Below are 20,762 nucleotides of genomic sequence, written 5' to 3'. Positions count from 1 at the left end.
GTATGAGTGCGCCAGAAAAGCTTCCGAACGCAGGCAAGAAGGCCAAGGACCTCAACGAGGTCATCCGCTACACCCTGTGGTCCGTCTTCAAGCTGAAGGACGTCCTTCCCGTCGACCGCGCCGGCTACGCCGACGAGGTCCAGGAGCTGTTCGACCAGCTCGCGGCCAAGGACGTCACCGTCCGCGGCACCTACGACGTGTCCGGTCTGCGGGCCGACGCCGATCTGATGATCTGGTGGCACGCCGAGACCTCCGACGCTCTTCAGGAGGCGTACAACCTCTTCCGGCGCACCACGCTGGGCCGCGCTCTGGAGCCGGTCTGGTCGAACATGGCGCTGCACCGCCCCGCCGAGTTCAACAAGTCGCACATCCCGGCCTTCCTGGCCGACGAGACGCCGCGCGACTACGTCAGCGTGTACCCCTTCGTGCGCAGCTACGACTGGTACCTGCTGCCGGACGAGGACCGCCGGCGCATGCTCGCGGACCACGGCAAGATGGCCCGGGGCTTTCCGGACGTCCGCGCCAACACCGTCCCGTCGTTCTCGCTCGGCGACTACGAGTGGCTGCTGGCGTTCGAGGCCGACGAGTTGTACCGCATCGTCGACCTCATGCGTCACCTGAGGGCCTCCGAGGCGCGGCTGCACGTCCGCGAAGAGGTCCCGTTCTACACGGGACGCAGGAAGTCCCTCGCAGACTTGGTGTCCGGACTCGCATAGCCAGCGTTTCCGGTCATCCCGACCCGGAAGATCAGTTGGCGGGCAACGGCGTGTGTGACGCCGCCCGTCGTTCCAGCGACACCGGGTCCGGTGCCGGGTGCACATCGGCCGACGGCCGGCGAACCGCAGTGGCCCGCGGGGGAGTCAGCCATTCCTCTCCGCGGACCGCCGCTCCTCGCCGTGTCCGGCCGATGTGTCCCGGGCCGTACAACGGAATATGACGTCACCAAGGGCCGCTCCCGGCAACGGGGCGGCCCTTGGTGACGCACGGCCTCGGACCGGCGGGTCAGCCTCCGGCCCGCGCGCCGCTCAGCAGGGCCGCCCGCAGGCCCGGATCCTGCAGGGCCGCCACGCCCCGGACGGCCACCGCCGCCAGCTGATCACGGTCCGCGCCGTGCACCGGGGCAGGCAGTGAGTCCAGCCAGCGCTGCCCGGACGGGGAGGCCCACGGGCTGTACGGGTGGTTCTCCACCCGTGCGATGGCCAGGCAGCCCAGCGTCAGCACGAGCGGCAGCCCGAACCAGGCGGCCACCGGACCGGCGTAGCCCGTCTCCTGACCGGGCATCAGCATCGCGGTGGCCGCCAGGACCACCACCAGCACGGCCGCTGCCCGCACGCCCCGTACCGCCGACTCCAGGCTCGTCCGGGTCCCGTGCGGCACGGCGAGCCCCGCCGCGACGAGACGGTCGGCGAGGGAGCGTACGGCGTCCGCGGCCGCCGCGGCGGCCCGTATCGGGGCTATCCGGGACTGCCCCGCCGGGCCGATCGCGCGGATCACGGTGCGCTCGACCTCGTCCCGCCCCTCCGGATCGACGACCGTCGCCCAGCCCGTGTGGGCGAGCAGCAGCCGGCGCCGCAGGTGCATGGAGACCAGGGCGAGATCGGCGACCCGCTGCGGGCCGCCGGCCAGGAACGCCGTCTCGTACAGATTGAGTTCAGGGGAAACGGGCGTCCGTTCGGCAACGGGCGGCCGCTGTGCGGCGCCTGCGGTGAGGAGGCACAGCCGGATGCAGGAGACGGCGGCCGCGCCCCACGCGACCAGAAGAAGCATGACCCAGAGCATGGCCGAGTTCTATGCGAAAACGGCAGGCAGGCGCCATGGCCTGTTCACGATATGGACCAATCTCGGTCACATGTCATCGTCGATGGCTGAATCCCTCTGCTGCCGACTCGCGTTCCTCATGAACTGCTGCCGCAGCTGGAGCCGCCGCCGCAGCTCGACCCGCTGCTGCTGCCGCAGCTCGACCCGCTGCTGCAACTGGACCCGCCGCTGCTGCCGCAGCTCGACCCCGAACTGCAGGTGGACCCCGAACCGGAGTCGCCGCCCCCGCCACTGGAACTGCCGCAGCTCCCGCCACCGGGACTCGCCCCGGCGCACCACACGACCGGGATGAGCGCGGCTGTCGGGTTGGTCGAGGTCACCGACGAGGAGTGCCGGACGGACCGTTGCCTGGCAGCCGTCACCAACCACCCCTGGAGCACGGGGTCGGGGAGTGCGCGCAGCCCCCGGGTGGCCACCAGGTGGGCCGGGTCCCCCACTTGGGCGTGAGCGATCCGGAAGTCGTCGAGTGCGCGCCGCCCCGCCCGGGTGATCCGCCGCTTGGCCGAGGCGGCGGTGACGAAGCCGATGATGACCCCGGCCACGAGCGCGGGAAGAATCTTCATGATGAACGGGAACGGCACGTCCGCGTAGTCGTCGTACGCGATCGACTGCAGGACGGTGGCAGCCAGGGCCAGAGGGAAGGCCACGACGCAGACCACTCCCTGGGTCGTCGCCCACCGTCGCCGGCTCCGGTTCTCGTCCGGCGCCACCAGCAGCCCGCGGGCCGCGAGCCCGTCGCCGATCTCCTGCACCGCCTGGTGCCGCATGACGGCTTCGCGCAGCGTGTGCAGGGCCCCGCTCGGGGCGGTGGCCAGCTCCTGGAAGACGGCACGTTCCACCGGGTCACGGGCCTCTTCCCGGTATACGGCGACGATCCCCGGCCCGCCGAAGGCCAGCCGGCCGTCCACGTGCAGGGCGGTGAGCGCGGTGTCGACGACCCTGGCGGGACCGCCGGCGAGGAAGGCGGCCTCGGCGCGGTCGTGCACCCGGTCACCGGCGCCGGGGCGCCGTCCGGACCTGCGGGTGGCGATGATCAGGAGCGTCGAGGAGACCGCCACGGCGAGGGTCAGCAGGACAGCAAGTGCGTTCAAAGGGGGTCACCTTCCCAGAAGGGCGGTACGGGCGGCGTGGACCAGGCGGGTCATTCGGCGGGGTGGGCGCGGCGCGGCCCGGTCCTGCCACCAACGGGTCAGCCGCCGCCTGGCCGCTTCGTCGGAGGGGCGGTCGGCGATGAGCAGATGCTCGGCGAAGTCGAGGGCGTCACGGCGGTAACCGGCGGACATCGGCCGGTTCCTGGCGTACGCGAGGAACGCGCCGCGGTAGCCGTCGCCGAGAATGCCGGGCAGTTCGGGCGCGACCTCGGCGACGACATCGGCACGCTTCGCGGCCAGGGCGCGGCTCTGCACCTCGAGGCGGCGGTGGTCGAAGCCGTCCGGCGCAGGCGCCCCGGCCACGAGCGAGGAGAGCAGCGCGGTCTGTGCCACGGCGGTCCGGTCGCGGCCGCCGGAAGGGCGGACGACCGGTTCCGGGGGGCCGGCGGGCCGCTGCCGGTCCTCCCGGTGGGCGGTGGACGCCGCGGCCAGCGTGCCACGGATCGCGGTCAGTTCACCCGCCAGCTCCTCGGCCGGCGGGAAGTCGTCGTCGCGCTCCAGCAGGACCCCCGGCGGGTCGACGCGGGAGCGGAGCTCGCTCAGCACGTCCAGGACGGGGCGTGTCACCGGGTGGGCGTGCGTGTCGTGCCAGACACCGTCCTTCTCGATGCCGCCCGCCACATGGACGTACGCGATGGCCTCCACCGGCAGTTCGTCGAGCGCGGTCGCGGGGTCCTCGCCGCGGTTGACGTGGTTGGTGTGCAGATTGGCGACATCGATCAGCAGCCGTACGCCGGTCCGTTCGACCAGCTCCGCGAGGAACTGCCCCTCGCTCAGCTCCTCGCCGGGCCAGGAGATCAGCGCGGCGATGTTCTCCAGGGCCAGCGGGACGGGCAGCGAGTCCTGTGCGATCCGCACGTTCTCGCACAGCACGTCCAGCGCGTCCCAGGTCCGGGGCACCGGCAGCAGATGGCCCGCTTCCAGCACCGGCGAAGAGGTCAGCGGCCCTCCGGCGCGCACGAACGCGATGTGCTCCGTCACCAGGGGCGTGCCCAGCAGTTCGGCCCGCGCGGCCAAACCGGCGAGACGGCCGGGATCCGGACGCTCGGCCCCGCCCAGACCGAGCGACACCCCGTGCGGGACGACCGTGACCCCGCGCTCCCGGAGGCGTACGAGGGACTCGGGGAGATGGTCCGCGCAGAGGTTCTCCGCGACGGCCTCGACCCAGTCGATGCCTGGCAGAGCCTCGACGGTGTCCGCGATTTCCGGCCGCCATCCGATGCCGATTCCCAGCTTCATGGTGTCCCCTCCCCGTTCTGTTCAGGGGTCATGGCCCCGCCGGGCGTCAGCGAATCCGAAAGGGGGGACGTTCAGAGCTGGATCTGAGGTTCCCCGACGGGTTCGGCGTTCCGAAATCTGATCGTGATGCCCTCGACGTGATGACCGGTACCCCAGCCGGCCTGCGGAAACGCGGACGCCGCGGATATGCCGATGAGCCGGACAGCCCGGATTGATTCCATGGCCCGTTGACCGAGGTCAACGGGCGTTCCCATGCTGATCGGCATGCCGTTCAACACCTTCTTCGAGGACGGCGACGGCGGCCTGTGGGCGACGTCTTCCGCAATCCGCTCTTCGGCTACCGGTCGAATCCGCCGCGCCTCGCCGATGCCGCGGTGCCGGGTGTCGTGCGGGTGGAGTGGACCGGTTCGAAGGGGAACCGCCTGTACGTCCAGCGCGCCCGCGCCGTGACTGACGTCCTCCAGGGCTGAGGCGGCGGAGCCGTCGTCGGTGGCACGGGGCGTGAGGTGGACGACTGGTCTCCGCCCGGTGTCACCGGCACCGGAACCTGCGGCACTTGGCCACCCGACGACACGGGCGGGCCCGACGGACCGGCCGTGGAAGCGCAGGGCGCTTCGCGCGCCAGGCCGTCGAAGCCGGCGGAGCCGGTGCGCTCCAGCACGAAGATGTGGTCGAGCCGCCCGCCCGGCAGGTCAGCGGCGCAGCGCCGGGTGGTCGGCGACGACCGTGCACGATCCCGGGGCGACCTCGGTGAATCCGGCGTCCCGCACCACCGGCAGCCCGCTCGCGGTGAGTTCGCGCCAGCGGGCGGCGTCCGGGGTGGCGACGGAGAGCGGGAAACCCGCCTCACGCCACGCCTTGCGCTCGGTGTCCGAAAGCTCCCACCAGGCGAGCTGCGCGCCGTGCCCGGCCTGCGCCATCGCCTTGCCCGCCGACATACCGACGTCCGGATTCATCCAGAGCACCGGACCGGCCGGATCGGGGGCGGGCGGGGCCTCGGGGTCGTCCAGGTCGGTGCCCGACACCTGGAGCTTGGCCAGCTCCTTGGGCCAGCCGTCCAGGGGCACCGGCGGGAACACCCGGACCTCGGCGTGCTCGCCGGTGACCGTGATCCCGGGCAGCGTGGACGCCTTGCGCCACTCCGCGCCGCGCGCCCGCCGCACCACCTTGCGGATCCGGGCGTCCTGCCAGTCGTGCATGGCCCGTGCCCACTCGCCCTCGGTCCCGGCCCCGTCCTCGCTCAGCGAGCGGGGGTCCGAGAGGATCGTGAGCACCGCGCGGGCGGCGGTCACCAGGGCGTCGTTGCGCGCCGGTGGGTCGGTCTTCTCGAGGTGCACCACCAGCGGCAGAACGAACTGCGGGGCTTCGTCACGTGCCGTCGGCTCGGAACGGAACGGGCTGTCGGCGGGGGCCTTCGGTGCTGCGGGAAGGGGTTCAGGAATGCTGTCGCTGCTCACGCACCCCAGTCTGCCAGGCCCCCCCGACAACCTGTTCTTGGCGGAACTGAGCGCTCCGGGTGAGGATGCACGACATGAAGAGCGACCTCTTTTCCAGCGAGCACATGGCGCAGCCCGCCACCGCCCCCGGCATGACTCTGCAGAACTCCAAATCCATCAAGTACGCCGTCAACGGTGAGATGCACGCGCGTCAGGGATCGATGATCGCCTTCCGGGGCAATCTCCAGTTCGAGCGCAAGGGCCAGGGCATCGGCGGCATGCTCAAACGCGCGGTGACCGGCGAGGGGCTGGCCCTGATGGCGGTCACCGGCCAGGGCGAGGCGTGGTTCGCCCATGAGGCGGCCAGCTGCTTCATCGTGGAGATGGAGCAGGGCGACGTCCTGACCATCAACGGCCGCAACGTCCTGTGTTTCGACGCGAGCCTGTCCTACGAGATCAAGACCGTGAAGGGCGCCGGAATGACCGGCGGCGGCCTCTTCAACAGCGTCTTCAGCGGATACGGCAAACTCGGCCTGATCTGCGACGGCCAGCCCATCGTGATCCCCGTCACCGCGCAGCAGCCGGTGTACGTCGACACGGACGCAGTCGTCGGCTGGAGCGCCCAGCTGACCACCACGCTGCACCGCTCGCAGAGCTTCGGCTCGATGGTGCGTGGCGGATCCGGCGAGGCCGTCCAGCTGATGCTCCAGGGCGAGGGTTTCGTGATCGTACGGCCCTCCGAACTCAAGTCGGAGAAGGCGTCGTCCAGTTGATCCTGCGAGGAGCGGGCCGCCGGTACGGCCCGCGCGGCCCCTGGGTGCTGCGCGGGCTCGATCTGGACCTGCCCGCGCACACCCTGGTCCGGATCGAGGGCGCCAACGGCGTGGGCAAGTCGACCCTGCTGAGGCTGCTCGCCGGGATCGACGCGCCGACGGAGGGGCAGGTCTCGGGCCGGCCGCGCACGGCGTACGTCCCCGAGCGCTTCCCCGCGGCGCTGCCGTTCACCGCTGTCGACTACCTCATTCACCTGGGCCGGGTCCACGGGCTCCCGACCGCCAGGGCCGCCGCGCGGGCCGAGGAGTGGCTGGAGCGTTTCGGGGCCGCGGGACACGCCCGTACACCGCTCGCGGAACTCTCCAAGGGCTCCAGCCAGAAGGTGGCGGTCGCCCAGGCGCTCCTTGCCGAGCCGGACCTCCTCGTCCTGGACGAGGCCTGGACCGGACTGGACACCGCGGCCCGCGACGAACTGGACCGGGCCGTCGCCGAGCGGGTGGCCGACGGCGCCACGGTGGTGTTCGTCGACCATGACCCGAGGCGGCTCGCGGGAAGGGCCGACATCGCCTACCGGCTGGAGGGCCGGACCCTCACAGCGGCGGCTGTTCCGCCCGGCGATTCCGGCCCGGCCGTCCGGATCGAGGCGACGGGACAGGCGTCCGCCGCCCTCCCGCCGGGGCTGCCGGGCGCCCCGACGGTGGAACGGGACACCGGAAATCCGGCCGCGATCCGGCTCACGACCACCGCGGCGCACTCGGATCCCCTGCTCCAGGCCCTGATCGAGGCCCGCCCGCCGTGGCACATCACCGGGCTCTCACCGCTCCCGGCGCCGGTCCCGGCCTCGGTGACCCCCTCCTCCGGGCCGGACAGGGCGGCCCGCCCGGCCGGTCCCGTCCGTGCGGCGGGTTCGCCGGTCCATGGCACGACCGCCCTGATGCGCTACCAGGCAGCACTGCTGGCACGCTCACAGCGCTGGCTCGCGCCCCTCCTCCTGTACGCGGCTGTCCTCGGCATCGGCGTGCAGGTGGGGCAGCCCCTGATGGACTCGCTGGGGTACGCCGCCGCGGCGCTGCTGCCCGTGGCGGCCTGGCTCGTGCGGCTCTGCGTCACCCAGGAACCGCCCGCCGCCCGGGCCGTGATCGCCGCCGTCCCCGGACCGTCGACCGCGCACCGCGCGGCGCTGCTCACCGGCCTGGCATGCGCGCTCGCCCTGGGCGGGGCGGGGGCGGGAACCGTGCTGCTGCTCAGCGAACCGGTCAGCACCGACCGCACCGTCGCCGTGCCGCACCTGGCCGCGGCGCTCGCCGGACTGCTCGGGGCCGCGTGCTGCGCCCTGGTGGGGGCGGCGGTCGGGGCGCTCTGCGCCCGGCCGGTCCTGCACGGTCGCGGCTGGTCGCTCGCCGCGACCGTGCTCGGGGCGCTGCTCGCCCTCGTGACCGACGGCTCACCCGCGAAGGCCGCAGTGACGGGCCTGGTCTCCGGTTCGGTGACGGGCACGGTGCGGCTGCCGTTCCTGCCACTGGCAGGGGCCGTCGCCGTCGCCGTCGCGGCGGCCGTCCTCACGTCCAGGATCGCCGCTCTGCGCGAGTGAGTACGCTCGTACGTATGGACGATGCGTACTGTGAGACGCCCGCGCCGGCCCCCGCACCCGTGGACGCGGGGCCGCCGTACGCCGAGTGCGTGCTGTGCCGGAAGCCGACCGAATACCCGGAGTCGACGAAGGGCAGCACCCTCTGCCCGGTCTGTGCCTGGCAGGAGGCCGGCCGCACCGCCTGTTCCGGCTGACGCGGGGCGGGGCGTGTTCAGCCGCGCATCAGCTCCGAGACCTTGACGAAGCGGTAGCCACGCTCGCGCAGCTCCGGGACGATCCGGCGGACCGCGTCGTCGGTGACGGGCGCCGCGCTGCGGGTGCAGTGCATGACCACCAGCGAACCCGGCTTCACACCGGCCAGCACCTGCTCGGCCACCGCGTCCGCGTCGGTGGCGAAGGCGTCACCGCTGACCACGTCCCACTGGATCGCGGTCACCCCGGTCGGGGCCAGGGCCTTCAGCGCCGCGTCGTCGTAGCAGCCGCCGGGGAACCGGAAGTACGGCACGACATTGCGCGCCCCCGTCTTCCGGATCGCGGTGAAAGCCAGCTCCACATCGCGGCGCATGTCCGTCTTCTCGACGGTCGGCAGTCCGTAGCAGGGGGAGGCGAAGGCGTGGTGGCTGAACGAGTGGTTGGCGATCTCGAACAGGGGATCGGTGCCGATCGAGCGGGCCTGGTCCGGGTACTCCTGCGCCCACCTGCCGGTCATGAAGACCGTCGACGGGACCTTCAGCCGGCGTAGCGACGCGATCAGCCCAGGGTTGTCGAAGCGCTCGCCGGAGGCGGCACGCGGTCCCTGATCCGCAGTCATGTCCGCGTCGAAGGTGAGAGCCACGACCTTGTCGGGCCCGCCCGCCTTGTTCCGGGAGACGGTGCCGGGGCCCGAGCCGTCCGCGCGTCGCTCGAAGACCGGCGTCAGACCGCCGGGGCCGGGGGCCAGTACGGGCGACTCGCTCCCCGGAACCTGCGACGGAACCTGCGACGGAACCTGCGACGGAACCTGCGACGGAATCCGCGACGGGGACGGGGATCCCGTCGCGGATTCCGGAGAGGCCGCCGGAAGCGCTGCGGTCCTGGCGCGGGTGGCCCCGGAGCTTCCGCAACCGGCGAGCACCCCACTCATCACAGTCAGCACGATCGTGGTACGAACGGATTTGATCACTGAAGGACGTTAGCTGACGATATGTCAGATCATATTCATGGCGCTCCGGCCGCCCGGCCCCCGGGCCGCCGGATCACCCGCCTGCTCGCGCCCCGGTTCAGCGCCAGGGACCCGTCACCGCGAACGTCGTCCCCGGCGTGTAGCAGTTCACGAACATCGTCCCGCCGTCCGGTGAGAACGTGACGCCCGCGAACTCGCCCCACTCCGGCTCCTCGGCCGTCCCGATGTTCTGCCGCCCCCGAGCCATCGCGTAGACCTCGCCGCGCCGCGTCACCCCCAGCACATGCTGCGCGCCGCCCCCGTCCTCGCAGACCATCAGCCCGCCCCCGGCGGCGAGGCAGATGTTGTCCGGGGACTCGCCCGGCAGCTGGACGTCGGTGTCCGGGCCGAAGACGATCACCAGGGTGAGCCGGCGCCGCCCCGGTTCGTACCGCCACACCTGGCCGTAGTGGTCGGCGGCCGATCCCTCCGCGCTGTGCGCGAAGCTGGAGACGAAGTACACCGACGAGCCGCCCCAGTAGCAGCCCTCCAGCTTCTGGGCGTGCGTGATGCCCTTCGGCCCGAAGTCCTGCAGCCGGATCGGTGTCTCCGCGGCCTGCGGGTCCGGTACGGGGACCCACTCGATCCGGTCGAAGCTCGCACCCGTCTCCTGGATCACCGACAGGTCGGGCACGCCGGGTACCCGCATGGCCTCCAGCGCGCCGCCGGCCCGCAGGGAACCCGTCCCGCCGAGTGGTTTCTCGGGGAGGAAGCGGTAGAAGAGCCCGAACGGCTTCTCGAAGGCGTCCTCCGTCTCGTACACGATGCCGTTCCGCGGGTCGACCGCGACGGCCTCGTGCTGGAAGCGGCCCATCGCGGTCAGCGGTACGGCCCCGGTGCGGCGCGGATCGGCTCCGTCCACCTCGAAGACGAAGCCGTGGTCCTTCGTGTAGCCGTTGGTGCCGGCCTTGTCCTCGGTCTCCTCGCAGGTCAGCCAGGTGTTCCAAGGGGTGGGTCCACCGGCGCAGTTGACGGCCGTACCGGCGATGGCGACGCGCTCGCCGACCACACCGCCCCGGCTGTCGAGCTCCAGGGCCGTACAGCCCCCCTTGCCCATGGGGTCGTACGTGAGGCCTTCGACCGTCGGGACGCCGATCCTGCCCGTGACCCGGTTCTCGTGGTTGCGCACCAGGTGGACCCGGCCGCGGCGGCCGGCGAAGGCGGCCATGCCGTCGTGGTTGCTCGGGACCTGGCCCTCGCCGGAGCGGAGCGGGTCGCCCTCCCGGGAGAGCACCCGGTAGCGAAAACCTCTCGGCAGATCGAGCAGACCGTCCGGGTCCGGCACGAGGGGGCCGTAGCCGCTGTGGCCCCGGGCCTCGGCGGTGCCGGAGAAGAGTTCGGCGAAGGCCCCGGTGAAGGCGACCGAGGCGGCGGTCGCGGCGCTGCCGGCCAGAACCGTTCGTCGGGTCGCGAGGTGTCGAGGTGTGGATGACATGAGGCAACTCCCTGTTGGCAGACAGGTGAAGTGACCCGCATGTGTGTACCACGCGTCGCGGCGCGCGGGAACCATGCGGGCCACGGTGCCCCTGGTGTCCCCGGGGCGGACGAGGCCCCAGGGACGAGCGGGTCAGGCCAGCGACGCGGTGAGCGTGATGGTGGTGCCCGCGAGCGCCTGGCTGACCGGGCAGTTCGCCTTGGCGTCCTCGGCGGCCTTCACGAAGCCCGCCTCGTCCAGACCCGGGACCTCGCCCTCCACCGTGAGGTGGATGCCGGTGATGCCGGTGCCGGGCTGGAAGGTGACCTCCGCCTGGGTGTTCAGCCGGGTGGGCGGGGTACCCGCCGTGGCCAGACCGTTGGACAGGGCCATCGAGAAGCAGCTGGAGTGCGCGGCCGCGATGAGCTCCTCAGGGCTGGTCTTGCCGTTCGCCTTCTCCGCGCGGGACGGCCAGGAGACCGGGTACTCCCCGATCCCGGAGGAGTCGAGGGTGACAACGCCGTTGCCCTCGAGCAGATTGCCTTCCCATACCGTGTGCGCCTGACGCGTGGTAGCCATGCTGGATCCCTTCAAACGGTGTGCGCGGTTGTTATCCGGACATGCGCGGCACCCGGAGGCACCCGTACGTCCTTCAACCCCCGAACCTACTGCGCCACCAGTCTCTTTGCGTCACGTGCCAGTGCCGTCAGCCGCGAGATGGCCCGGAAATACTTCTTCCGGTACCCGCCGTTCAGCATCTCGTCACTGAACAGCCGGTCGAAGGGAAGCCCTGAGGCGAGCACCGGGATCTCACGGTCGTACAGCCGGTCCGCGAGCACCACCAGGCGCAGCGCCGTGGACTGGTCGGGCACCGGCTGCACATCGGTGAGGCAGACCGCCGTGATCCCGTCCGTCAGCGCGCCGTAACGACTCGGATGGACCCGGGCGAGATGGTCGAGCAGGGCCGGGAAATCATCGAGCGAGGCGCCCGCGGTCGCGTACGCGGCCCTGGTGACCTGATCCTCGGAGTACGGCGGCGGCGCCTCGGGCAGCCCTCGGTGGCGGTAGTCCTCGCCGTCGATCCGCAGCGGCCGGAAGTGTGAGGACAGCCCCTGGATCTCGCGGAGGAAGTCGGCGGCCGCGAAACGGCCCTCGCCGAGCTTGCCGGGCAGCGTGTTCGATGTGGCGGCCAGCGCGACGCCCGCCTCGACCAGCCTGCTGAGCAGGGACGACACCAGGACGGTGTCACCCGGGTCGTCCAGTTCGAATTCGTCGATGCAGAGCAGCCGGTGCCCGCTCAGGGTCTGCACGGTCTGCTGGAAGCCCAGCGCGCCGACCAGGTTCGTCAGCTCGACGAAGGTGCCGAAGGCCTTGAGGGAAGGCGCGGCCGGGGCGGCGTGCCAGAGCGAGGCCAGCAGATGCGTCTTGCCGACGCCGTAGCCGCCGTCGAGATAGACGCCGCGCGGCCCGGTGGGCGTCGCCGCCTGTTTCCTCCCGAACCACTTGCGCTTCCCCGAGCCCGTGGCATGCGCCCCGCCGAGCCCGGCGGCGAACGAGCCGAGGACCTCGACCGCCTCGGTCTGGCTCGGCTGGTTCGGGTCGGGGACGTACGTATCGAAGCGCACCGAGTCGAAACGCGGCGGCGGCACCATCTCCCCGACCAGACGGTCGGCGGGGACGCGTGGCTCGAGGGCGCACAGGGACTGCGGGGCCGTTTCGGCTATGGGGCTCTGCCCCGGCACGGCTGTGGAGGACGACACAACTCTCCACCTTAAGGGCCGTGCCAGACTGCTGCGCATGCGACGCCTGCTCCCTGTGACGGACCTGACAACCCCAGCCCACACCGCTGCCGCCGCCGATCGTGAGTGGACGCTCGACGAACTGGCCGACGCCTACGCCTATCCCGAGGGCGAGCGACCCTGGCTCCGCGCCAACATGGTCTCCACCCTGGACGGCGCCGCCCAGCACGACGGCCGCTCCCAGGGCATCTCGTCCCCCGCCGACATGCGGATCTTCGGCACCCAGCGAGGCCTGGCCGACGCGATCGTCGTCGGCGCCGAGACGGTGCGTCTGGAGGGCTACCGGCCCGCGCGAGCCCGCGACGCCTTCGCCGCCCGGCGCGAGACGGCGGGACAGGGACCCGCCCCGGCCATCGCGGTCGTCAGCGCGAGCCTGGACCTGGACTTCTCACTTCCGCTCTTCGTCTCGCCCCTGGTTCCGACCCTCGTGATCACCGGAACGGCAGCACCCTCCGACCGGGTCCACGCGGCCCGGGAGGCGGGGGCCGAGGTGCTGTTCGCGGGGGACGGCGCAGCTGTCGACCCGGCGCGTGCGGTGGCGGAACTGGCCGCGCGGGGACTCACCCGGCTCCTCACCGAAGGCGGGCCGCGGCTGCTCGGCCAGTTCGTGGCGGCCGACGTGCTGGACGAGCTCAGTCTGACCCTGTCCCCGCTGCTCGTGGCCGGAGACGCGCAACGCATCGCGGGCGGGCCCGCCATCCCCGTGCCGGAACGTTTCTCCCTCGTCTCGCTCCTGGAGGAGGGAGGATTCCTCTTCACTCGGTACGGGAAGATCTGACATATAGCGGAATTACCCGTTCCGGTTAGCTCCGGGTGGGCACACTTAGTCCTGCTACCCCGTGCAATTGCGGGGAAGGATGGTTTCAGCACCAGCGGCCGTCCCTGCGGCCGACGAGATGAAGCGGAAGGGCGCCTGTCGTGTTCACAAGCGTTTTGATGATCGAGAAACCCCTCACTCCCGAGGACGTGGAATTCGTCACGACCCTCCACGGCGAGGAGCGGATCTCGTTCGTCGTACTGATGCAGCCCCGTGGCGACCAGGCCGATGTGCTGCTGCGCGCGATCGACGACGTGGCGATCGGCGAGCTCCGGGACGCCGTCCGCGAAGGCGAGCAGCCGGAGGGCAAGGCGGCCAGGGAGCCCGCCGAGATGGCGCTGGAGTACTCGCTCCGGGAGCTGCGCGAGGCGGGATCGGAGGCCGTGGGACAGGTGGTCGAGGACCATCCCCTGGACAGGCTGAAGACCGTGGTCGACGACTCCGGGGCCGACGAGGTCATCGTGCTGACGGCGCCGCACTACGTCGAGGAGTTCTTCCACCGTGACTGGGCGTCCCGGGCCCGTCACAAGGTCGGCGTACCGGTGCTCAAGCTCTTCGCACACAGCGAATAGGCTGGGGCGCGCACCCAGACCACGTCACACCTCGGGAGAGACACGTATGGCACCCGGTATTCCTGCCGCCCTGGAACGGCCGCACTTCATCGGCATCGGCGGCGCCGGAATGTCGGGCATCGCGAAGATCCTCGCCCAGCGCGGTGCGAAGGTGGCGGGCAGCGACGCCCGGGAGTCCGCCACCGCCGACGCGCTGCGCGCGCTGGGAGCGACGGTCCACATCGGGCACGCCGCCGGGCACCTGGCCGACGACGCGACCTCGGTGGTCGTCTCCAGCGCCATCCGCGCCGACAACCCCGAGCTGGTCCGCGCCGCCGAGCTGGGCATTCCCGTCGTGCACCGCTCCGACGCGCTCGCCTCCCTGATGGAGGGCCTGCGCGCCATCGCGGTCGCCGGCACGCACGGCAAGACCACCACCACATCGATGCTCGCCGTGGCCCTGTCCGAGCTGGCCCTCGACCCCTCGTACGCCATCGGCGGCGACCTGGAGGGACCCGGCACCAACGCCACGCACGGCCAGGGCGACATCTTCGTCGCCGAGGCGGACGAGAGCGACCGGAGCTTCCAGAAGTACGCCCCCGAGGTCGCGATCGTCCTCAACGTCGAGCTGGACCACCACGCGAACTACGCCTCGATGGACGAGATCTACGAATCCTTCGAGACCTTCGTCGGCAAGGTCGTCCCCGGCGGCACCCTGGTCATCGCCGCCGACCAGCCCGGCGCCGTCGAGCTCACCCGACGGGTCCGCGACCTCTCCTCCCTCACCGTCGTCACCTACGGCGAGTCCGAGGGCGCCGACGTACGCGTGCACAAGGTCACCCCGCGTGGCCTGACCAGCGAGGTCACGGTCGTCCTCAACGGCAAGTACCTCACCTTCACCGTCTCCGTGCCCGGCCGCCACTACGCGCACAACGCGGTCGCCGCGCTCGCCGCCGGTGTCGCCCTCGGTGTCCCCGCGCACAATCTGGCCTCCGCCATCGGCACGTACACCGGGGTCAAGCGCCGCCTCCAGCTCAAGGGTGAGGCGGCCGGCGTCCAGGTCATCGACTCGTACGCGCACCACCCCACCGAGATGACCGCCGACCTGGAAGCCATGCGCGGAGCGGCGACCGGCTCACGCCTCCTGGTCGTCTTCCAGCCCCACCTCTTCTCCCGCACCCAGGAGCTCGGCACGGAGATGGGTCAGGCCCTCGCCCTCGCCGACGCCTCGCTGGTCCTGGACATCTACCCGGCCAGGGAGGACCCGGTCCCGGGCGTCACGAGCGCACTGATCATCGACGCCGCGCAGGCCGCGGGCGCCGATGTCACGGCCGTCCCCGACAAGGCGGCGGTCCCCGCCGTCGTCGCGGGAATGGCGAAGCCCGGCGATCTGGTTCTCACCATGGGAGCGGGCGATGTCACCGACCTCGGCCCGCAGATCCTGGACCACCTGTCGAGCTGAGGGAGCCACCGTGTCGTACGACGTCGAGAAGCCGGACGAGCAATGGCGGGCGGAGCTGTCGCCCGCCGAGTACGCGGTGCTGCGCAAGGCCGGCACCGAGCCCGCCTTCGTGGGTGAGTACACCGACACCAAGACGGCGGGCGTCTACTCCTGCCGTGCCTGCGGTGCGGAGCTGTTCCGCTCCGACACCAAATTCGAGTCGCACTGCGGCTGGCCGTCCTTCTACGACCCGAAGGACACGGACGCGGTCGAACTGCTCCAGGACAACACCCTCGGCATGACCCGTACCGAGGTGCGTTGCGCCCGGTGCGGCTCGCACCTGGGGCATGTCTTCGAGGGCGAGGGCTATCAGACGCCCACGGACCAGCGGTACTGCATCAACTCGATCTCGCTGACGCTGGCGCCCGACGAGAGCTGATCGGGCCGGGCCCGGTGTGCGTACCGGTGCCGGATCCCACGGGAACGGCCCGCCAGGAGACGTGTGCTCCTGGCGGGCCGTTCTGTCGGCGGGGCGGGACCTCAGCCCGGACGTACGGTCGTGCTCACGTCTTCACGAGCTCGACTTCCCGCTGCTGTCCCGGGATGTGGGTGTTCAGCCGCTCGCCCTCGATGTCGAGGTCGGGCAGGACCCGGTCGACCGGGCGCGGCAGATACCAGGCGGCGCGTCCCAGAAGGTGCATGACCGCCGGCACGATGGCCATCCGCACGACGAACGCGTCGATGAGTACGCCGATCGCCAGGGCGAACCCGATGGACTTGATGATCGGGTCGGGCATGAACACGAATCCGCCGAAGACGGCGAACATGATCACCGCAGCGGCCGTGACCACGCGCGCGTTGTGGCCGACGCCGCTGATGACGGACTCGCGGGCGTCGGTGCCGTGGACGAAGTCCTCCCGCATCCGCGAGACGAGGAAGACCTCGTAGTCCATGGCCAGTCCGAAGAGGATGCCGATCAGGAGGATGGGAAGGAAGCTGACCAGCGGGCCGGGCGTGTCGAGGCCGACCAGGTCCGCCAGATGGCCTTCCTGGAAGATCGCCACGGTGATGCCGAAGGTGGCACCGATGGTCAGCAGGAAGCCGAGTGCCGCCTTGAGCGGAACCAGGACCGACCGGAAGACGAGCATCAGCAGCAGGATGGACAGCCCGACCACCAGCAGGAGATAGACCGGCAGTGCGTCGGCGAGCTTCTCGGAGACGTCGATACCGACCGCTGTGGCACCGGTCAACGCGATGCCCGCGCCCTTCACGTCCGCCACCCGGTCACGGATCGCGTGGACGGTGTCCTCGGTCGCGGCGTCGGTGGGGCCCGTCTCGGGGATCACCGCCAGCAGGGCGGTGGTGCCCTTCTCGTTCATCTGCGGGGCGGCGACGGCCAGTACGCCGTCGGTGTCCATGATGAGCGCGGCGGTCTCCTTGACCGCGGCGCCGGTCGCCTGCGCGTCGTCGCCGGACACGACGGCGATCAGCCGGCCGTTGAAGCCCTCGCCGAACCCTTCGGTGGTCAGGTCGTAGGCCTCACGGTTGGGCGACCCGACCGCCTCGGTGCTCGCGTCGGGCAGTGAGAGCCGCATGTCCTGCACGGGCAGGGCGAGGGCGCCGAGGCCGACCACACCGACGAGGAGTACGGGAACGCGCAGCCGCGCCACGATCCGGCCCCAGCGGAAGCCGAAGCCGGTTCCGGCCTCGACGGGGGCGGAGGCGGGCGCCAGGTCCTGCGTCCGGAGCTTCCGGGGCAGTACGCGTACGCCCGCGAAGCCGAGGACGGCGGGCAGCAGAGTGAGGGACACCAGCACCGCGAGAGCGACCGTGGCGGCGGCCGTCAGCCCCATGACCGTCAGGAACGGGACACCGGCGACGGCGAGCCCCGCCAGTGCGATGACGACGGTGGCGCCCGCGAACACGACGGCCGAACCGGCGGTCCCGGTCGCCCGGCCGGCAGCTTCCTCCCTCTCCATTCCTTCCGAGAGGTACTGGCGGTAGCGGGAGGTGATGAACAGCGAGTAGTCGATGCCGACGGCCAGACCCAGCATGAGCGCCAGGATCGGCGCGGTGCTCGTCAGTTCGACGGTGCTGCTGAGGGAGAACAGCCCGGCCATGCCGGCCGCGACGCCGACCAGGGCGTTCAGCAGGGTCATGCCCGCCGCCACCAGGGAGCCGAAGGTGAGGACCAGAACGATCGCGGCGACCGCGACGCCGAGGGCCTCGGTCGAACCGATCTCCGGGACACCCCGCATGATCTCTCCGCCGTGCTCGACGCGGAGGTCGGCGACGTCCGAGCCCGCCTCCGTGAACGATTCACGCTGGGCGTCGGTGATGCCGTCGACACCCGATTCGAACTGCACCTGGACCAGGGCGTAGCGGCCGTCCTGCGAGACGGCCTTGGACGCGAAGGGGTCGACGGCCGCCAGGACACCGGGGACCTTTCCGGCCTCCTCGGTCACGGGAGCCACAGCCGTGGGCGTGAGCTTGCCGCCCTCGGGTGCGACGACGACTATGGTCCCCGTCGCGCCCCCTGCCTGCGGGAATTCCTTGGAGAGCGAGTCCAGGGCCTTCTGGGACTCGGTGCCCGGTATCGAGAACTTGCTGGTGGTGGGCCCGCTGAAGGCTGCCGCGCCGCCTCCGAGCAGGGCGAGCAGCAGAAGCCACAGGGCGAGGACACGCCCTCGGCGACGGAAGGAGAGCCGGCCGAGCCGGTACAGCAGGATAGCCATGCGAAGGAGTCGTCTTTCTCTTGGACCTGGACGGCTTCTGTCAGCTGGTGGGATGCCCGAGGGTTCTCAGTGCTCCCAGAACCAGTTCGGTGCGCAGGGTGTCCCGTTCGACGTCGACGTCGGAGGCGACCGTGACGGCCACTCCTCCGATCACCATCTGGGCCATGACACGCGCACGCGGTTGTCGGGACCGGCCGGCCAGCGCATCCGCGAGCTGGTCGATCGCCTCGGGAATGACGGCCAGTACCGGATGACCGAGCATGTCGGGCAACGCGGCGAAGATGATCTTTATCTCCAGGTGGAAACGCACCGCCAGGCCGACATAACCCGCCACGGCCGGCTCGACGGCCTGATCGCCGTCCAGCACCGCCAGCTCCTCACTCAGGGCGGACAGCGCCTCGGCCGGAGAGGCCAGCAGTTCCGTGAGAATCGCGTCCTTGCCGGTGAAGTGGTACAGGAGGGACGCCTTGGAACAGTGAGCCTCGACGGCGATGTCGTGCAGCGAGGTCCCCTTGAAGCCGTGCTCGGCGAAGAGGTGCAGGGCGGAGTCGAGGATGTGACGGCGCATCGCGGAAGGCGGACGTGGCATGGGTTCACCGTAGCTGACCGATCGGTCAGTCCTGACCGATCGGTCAGGCGTTCTTGGTGACGGCCGTCACCTCCGCCTCTCGCCCGTGCGGTCGACTCCGCCGGAGTCCAGATCTGCGGCCATCGGCCATCGCGGAAACGCCGGCGCCTGACGACAGCGCCGCGAGGCCCGGTGCCGGGGTGTACGAGCCCGGCGCGAATCGGACGAGAGGCCCTCGCTAGCGTGCGGCGAGCCGCTCCATCAGGGCGGCGCTGCGCGCCAGCACCTCCCGCTCCTCGGCGGTGAGTTCGGTCTCGATGGCCTGGGCGAGCCAGCCGGCCCTTCGGCCCCGCTCCGCCTCGAGTGCGTCCCGTCCCGCGGCGGAGAGCTCGACCAGGGACTTGCGGCCGTCCGTGGGGTGCGCTCGGCGGACGACCAGGCCCTGCTCCATCAGCAGCCCGACCGCGCGGGCCATGGACTGAGGGCGTACGCGCTGGTCGGCTGCGAGATCGCTGGTGGTCATGGCCCCGTCGCGGTCGAGCGTGCCGAGCACGGCGACCTGGCCGAGCGGGATTCGGTCCTCGTGCTTCACGCGTCGAGTGAGCTTACCCATCGCGGTACGCAGTTCGGTGGCGACGATGGCGGGTTCCGGGGTGGGCATAGGGCACTTTAACCCCCGCCCACCCGTGCGACTGTGCAGCCTGACCTGCGCAGCCAACCTGTACAGCTGCGCTGAACAGCATCGCTGTAGAGTTTGCTCTGTCGCGGCACGCGCCAGCGTTGTCGCAGCAGGGCCGCGGCGTGCCACGATGTGAAGGAACTCCCATGGTGTCCACGGCAGTTGAGCCCACCGCCATTCAGTCCGTCACCGCCCGACCGGTCCTCGACAGCCGCGGCAACCCCACGGTCGAGGCCGATGTCCTCCTCGCCGACGGCTCCCTCGGGCGCGCCGCGGTTCCGTCCGGCGCCTCCACCGGTGCACGGGAAGCCGTGGAGTTGCGCGACGGGAACCCCGGGCGTTGGCACGGCAGGGGCGTCGATCGCGCGGTCGCCCACGTCAACGGCGAGATCGCGGAAGCGGTTGTGGGGCGCGACGCCGACGACCAGGCAGGCCTGGACGCCGCGCTCGTCGCGCTCGACGGCACGGGCGACAAGTCCCGGCTCGGAGCCAACGCGCTGCTCGGCATCTCCCTCGCCACCGCCAAGGCTGCCGCTGCCGCCCACCGCCGGCCGCTCTACCGCCACCTCGGCGGCGCCGACGCCCGCCTGCTCCCGCTGCCGATGATGAACATCATCAACGGCGGTGCTCACGCCGACAACCCGCTGGACTTCCAGGAGTTCATGATCGCGCCGGTGGGTGCGGAGACCTTCGCGGAAGCTGTTCGCATGGGCTCTGAGGTCTTCCACACGCTGCGTCGCGACCTGCTGGCCGCCGGGCACCCCACGGGCGTCGGCGACGAGGGCGGCTTCGCGCCCGCGCTGCGCACCGCGGAGGAGGCGCTCGACTTCGTCATGGCGGCCATCGAGCGCACCGGATACCGCCCCGGCGTGGACATCGGTCTGGCCATGGACCCGGCGACGTCGGAGTTCTTCCAGGACGGTACGTACGTGTACGCGGGCGAGGGCGTGCGCCGCACGCCCGCCGAGCACGCGGACCACCTGGTCAAGCTGATCGACTCGTACCCGATCGTCTCCGTCGAGGACCCGATGGCCGAGGACGACCTGGACGGCTGGCGGGAGCTGACCGCCCGCGTGGGCGACCGCTGCCAGCTCACCGGCGACGACGTGTTCTGCACCGACGAGAATCTGCTGCGCGAGGGAATCCGCACGGGCGTCGGCAACTCGGTCCTGGTGAAGGTGAACCAGATCGGCACCCTGACCGAGGCCCTGGCCGCAGTCACCACCGCGCACCACGCGGGCTGGACCGTCGTCATGTCGCACCGTTCCGGCGAGACGGAGGACACCACGATCGCGGACCTGGCGGTAGCGACGGGCTGCGGCCAGATCAAGACCGGCTCGCTGTCCCGCTCGGACCGCACGGCGAAGTACAACCAACTCATCAGGATCGAGGAGGAGCTGGGCGCCTCGGCGCGGTACGTGGGCGGATCGGTGCTGCGCCACGCCTGATCGCCGCAGCTGTCAGCCCCAGCCGCGTCCCCGACCTCACGGGTCAGTACACCTAGGGCGTGTTTCGGAAGTCCCGCCTGTCCGGCGGCGTCTGGCACGC

At 71.3% G+C, this 20,762-nt stretch carries 20 protein-coding genes and 1 pseudogene; 10 read left to right on the top strand and 11 right to left on the bottom strand.

The window, feature by feature from the left end:
• Window positions 1-2: 2 nt before the first annotated feature.
• Entirely contained in the window at window positions 3-716 is a 714-nt protein-coding gene (hemQ, locus tag ACFYQ5_RS30970; protein ID WP_389202343.1) for a hydrogen peroxide-dependent heme synthase, read from the top strand.
• Window positions 717-1,002: 286 nt separating this feature from the next.
• Here hemQ and ACFYQ5_RS30965 read toward each other — a convergent pair whose 3' ends face one another.
• The 3 genes from ACFYQ5_RS30965 to ACFYQ5_RS30955 form a co-directional block, all read right to left on the bottom strand.
• Entirely contained in the window at window positions 1,003-1,779 is a 777-nt protein-coding gene (locus ACFYQ5_RS30965; protein WP_389202342.1) for a TIGR04222 domain-containing membrane protein, read from the bottom strand.
• 116 nt (window positions 1,780-1,895) lie between these two features.
• Window positions 1,896-2,909: a TIGR04222 domain-containing membrane protein gene (locus ACFYQ5_RS30960; protein ID WP_389202340.1), complete on the bottom strand. Its 1,014-nt coding sequence runs from the start codon at window positions 2,907-2,909 to the stop codon at window positions 1,896-1,898.
• Between the two features lie 6 nt (window positions 2,910-2,915).
• Window positions 2,916-4,208: a DUF692 domain-containing protein gene (locus ACFYQ5_RS30955; protein ID WP_389202338.1), complete on the bottom strand. Its 1,293-nt coding sequence runs from the start codon at window positions 4,206-4,208 to the stop codon at window positions 2,916-2,918.
• Window positions 4,209-4,478: 270 nt separating this feature from the next.
• Here ACFYQ5_RS30955 and ACFYQ5_RS30950 point away from each other — a divergent pair.
• Window positions 4,479-4,678, top strand: a pseudogene (locus ACFYQ5_RS30950) (hypothetical protein); the annotation flags it as partial.
• Between the two features lie 222 nt (window positions 4,679-4,900).
• Here ACFYQ5_RS30950 and ACFYQ5_RS30945 read toward each other — a convergent pair.
• Window positions 4,901-5,665, bottom strand: a complete 765-nt coding sequence (locus tag ACFYQ5_RS30945; protein WP_389202336.1) for a peptidyl-tRNA hydrolase — start codon at window positions 5,663-5,665, stop codon at window positions 4,901-4,903.
• Window positions 5,666-5,739: 74 nt separating this feature from the next.
• Here ACFYQ5_RS30945 and ACFYQ5_RS30940 point away from each other — a divergent pair, with 74 nt between their 5' ends.
• From ACFYQ5_RS30940 to ACFYQ5_RS30930, 3 genes are read left to right on the top strand one after another with little or no spacing between them, the layout of a single operon-like run.
• On the top strand, window positions 5,740-6,417 hold the full coding sequence (locus tag ACFYQ5_RS30940; RefSeq protein ID WP_389202335.1) for an AIM24 family protein: 678 nt from the start codon (window positions 5,740-5,742) through the stop codon (window positions 6,415-6,417).
• Complete coding sequence (locus tag ACFYQ5_RS30935) at window positions 6,414-8,009, top strand: ATP-binding cassette domain-containing protein (RefSeq protein WP_389202333.1); 1,596 nt, start codon at window positions 6,414-6,416, stop codon at window positions 8,007-8,009. Before ACFYQ5_RS30940 ends, ACFYQ5_RS30935 begins: the two co-directional genes overlap by 4 nt.
• Window positions 8,010-8,023: 14 nt before the next feature.
• A complete protein-coding gene (locus ACFYQ5_RS30930) occupies window positions 8,024-8,203 on the top strand; it encodes a hypothetical protein (RefSeq protein WP_389202331.1) in 180 nt (59 codons plus the stop codon).
• 17 nt (window positions 8,204-8,220) lie between these two features.
• On the opposite strand, the gene ACFYQ5_RS30925 is transcribed toward ACFYQ5_RS30930, so the two are convergent.
• The 4 genes from ACFYQ5_RS30925 to zapE all read right to left on the bottom strand — a co-directional run bounded on the left by ACFYQ5_RS30925 (window position 8,221) and on the right by zapE (window position 12,384).
• Entirely contained in the window at window positions 8,221-9,132 is a 912-nt protein-coding gene (locus tag ACFYQ5_RS30925) for a polysaccharide deacetylase family protein (protein WP_389202382.1), read from the bottom strand.
• 136 nt (window positions 9,133-9,268) lie between these two features.
• Window positions 9,269-10,645, bottom strand: coding sequence for an alkaline phosphatase PhoX (locus ACFYQ5_RS30920; RefSeq protein WP_389202329.1), 1,377 nt, complete (start codon window positions 10,643-10,645; stop codon window positions 9,269-9,271).
• A gap of 132 nt (window positions 10,646-10,777) precedes the next feature.
• Complete coding sequence (locus ACFYQ5_RS30915; protein ID WP_389202327.1) at window positions 10,778-11,203, bottom strand: OsmC family protein; 426 nt, start codon at window positions 11,201-11,203, stop codon at window positions 10,778-10,780.
• Between the two features lie 86 nt (window positions 11,204-11,289).
• Window positions 11,290-12,384 carry a cell division protein ZapE gene (zapE, locus tag ACFYQ5_RS30910; protein ID WP_389202325.1) on the bottom strand — a complete coding sequence of 365 codons (1,095 nt, stop codon included), beginning with the start codon at window positions 12,382-12,384 and terminating at the stop codon, window positions 11,290-11,292.
• Between the two features lie 37 nt (window positions 12,385-12,421).
• On the opposite strand from zapE, the gene ACFYQ5_RS30905 reads away from it, so the two are divergent.
• The 4 genes from ACFYQ5_RS30905 (at window position 12,422) to msrB (ending at window position 15,671) form a co-directional block, all read left to right on the top strand.
• Entirely contained in the window at window positions 12,422-13,201 is a 780-nt protein-coding gene (locus tag ACFYQ5_RS30905) for a pyrimidine reductase family protein (protein WP_389202323.1), read from the top strand.
• A 158-nt stretch (window positions 13,202-13,359) separates the two neighbouring features.
• A complete protein-coding gene (locus ACFYQ5_RS30900; RefSeq protein WP_389202322.1) occupies window positions 13,360-13,812 on the top strand; it encodes an indole-3-glycerol phosphate synthase in 453 nt (150 codons plus the stop codon).
• Between the two features lie 46 nt (window positions 13,813-13,858).
• Window positions 13,859-15,253 (top strand): UDP-N-acetylmuramate--L-alanine ligase, encoded by a 1,395-nt coding sequence (murC, locus tag ACFYQ5_RS30895; RefSeq protein WP_389202320.1) that lies wholly within the window; start codon window positions 13,859-13,861, stop codon window positions 15,251-15,253.
• Window positions 15,254-15,263: 10 nt separating this feature from the next.
• Window positions 15,264-15,671 carry a peptide-methionine (R)-S-oxide reductase MsrB gene (msrB, locus tag ACFYQ5_RS30890; protein ID WP_389202319.1) on the top strand — a complete coding sequence of 136 codons (408 nt, stop codon included), beginning with the start codon at window positions 15,264-15,266 and terminating at the stop codon, window positions 15,669-15,671.
• Window positions 15,672-15,795: 124 nt separating this feature from the next.
• Here msrB and ACFYQ5_RS30885 read toward each other — a convergent pair whose 3' ends face one another.
• The 3 genes from ACFYQ5_RS30885 to ACFYQ5_RS30875 all read right to left on the bottom strand — a co-directional run bounded on the left by ACFYQ5_RS30885 (window position 15,796) and on the right by ACFYQ5_RS30875 (window position 19,196).
• Window positions 15,796-17,967 carry an MMPL family transporter gene (locus ACFYQ5_RS30885; RefSeq protein WP_389202317.1) on the bottom strand — a complete coding sequence of 724 codons (2,172 nt, stop codon included), beginning with the start codon at window positions 17,965-17,967 and terminating at the stop codon, window positions 15,796-15,798.
• A gap of 40 nt (window positions 17,968-18,007) precedes the next feature.
• Complete coding sequence (locus ACFYQ5_RS30880) at window positions 18,008-18,556, bottom strand: TetR/AcrR family transcriptional regulator (protein WP_389202315.1); 549 nt, start codon at window positions 18,554-18,556, stop codon at window positions 18,008-18,010.
• Window positions 18,557-18,773: 217 nt separating this feature from the next.
• A complete protein-coding gene (locus ACFYQ5_RS30875; protein WP_389202314.1) occupies window positions 18,774-19,196 on the bottom strand; it encodes a MarR family winged helix-turn-helix transcriptional regulator in 423 nt (140 codons plus the stop codon).
• Window positions 19,197-19,360: 164 nt separating this feature from the next.
• On the opposite strand from ACFYQ5_RS30875, the gene eno reads away from it, so the two are divergent.
• On the top strand, window positions 19,361-20,662 hold the full coding sequence (gene eno / locus ACFYQ5_RS30870; protein ID WP_389202312.1) for a phosphopyruvate hydratase: 1,302 nt from the start codon (window positions 19,361-19,363) through the stop codon (window positions 20,660-20,662).
• The last annotated feature ends 100 nt before the right edge of the window (window positions 20,663-20,762 follow it).

Source organism: Streptomyces sp. NPDC005794 (assembly GCF_042871445.1).
Taxonomy (GTDB): domain Bacteria; phylum Actinomycetota; class Actinomycetes; order Streptomycetales; family Streptomycetaceae; genus Streptomyces.
Note: the sequence above shows the minus strand (reverse complement) of the source record. Positions and strands in the feature narration are given on the sequence as shown.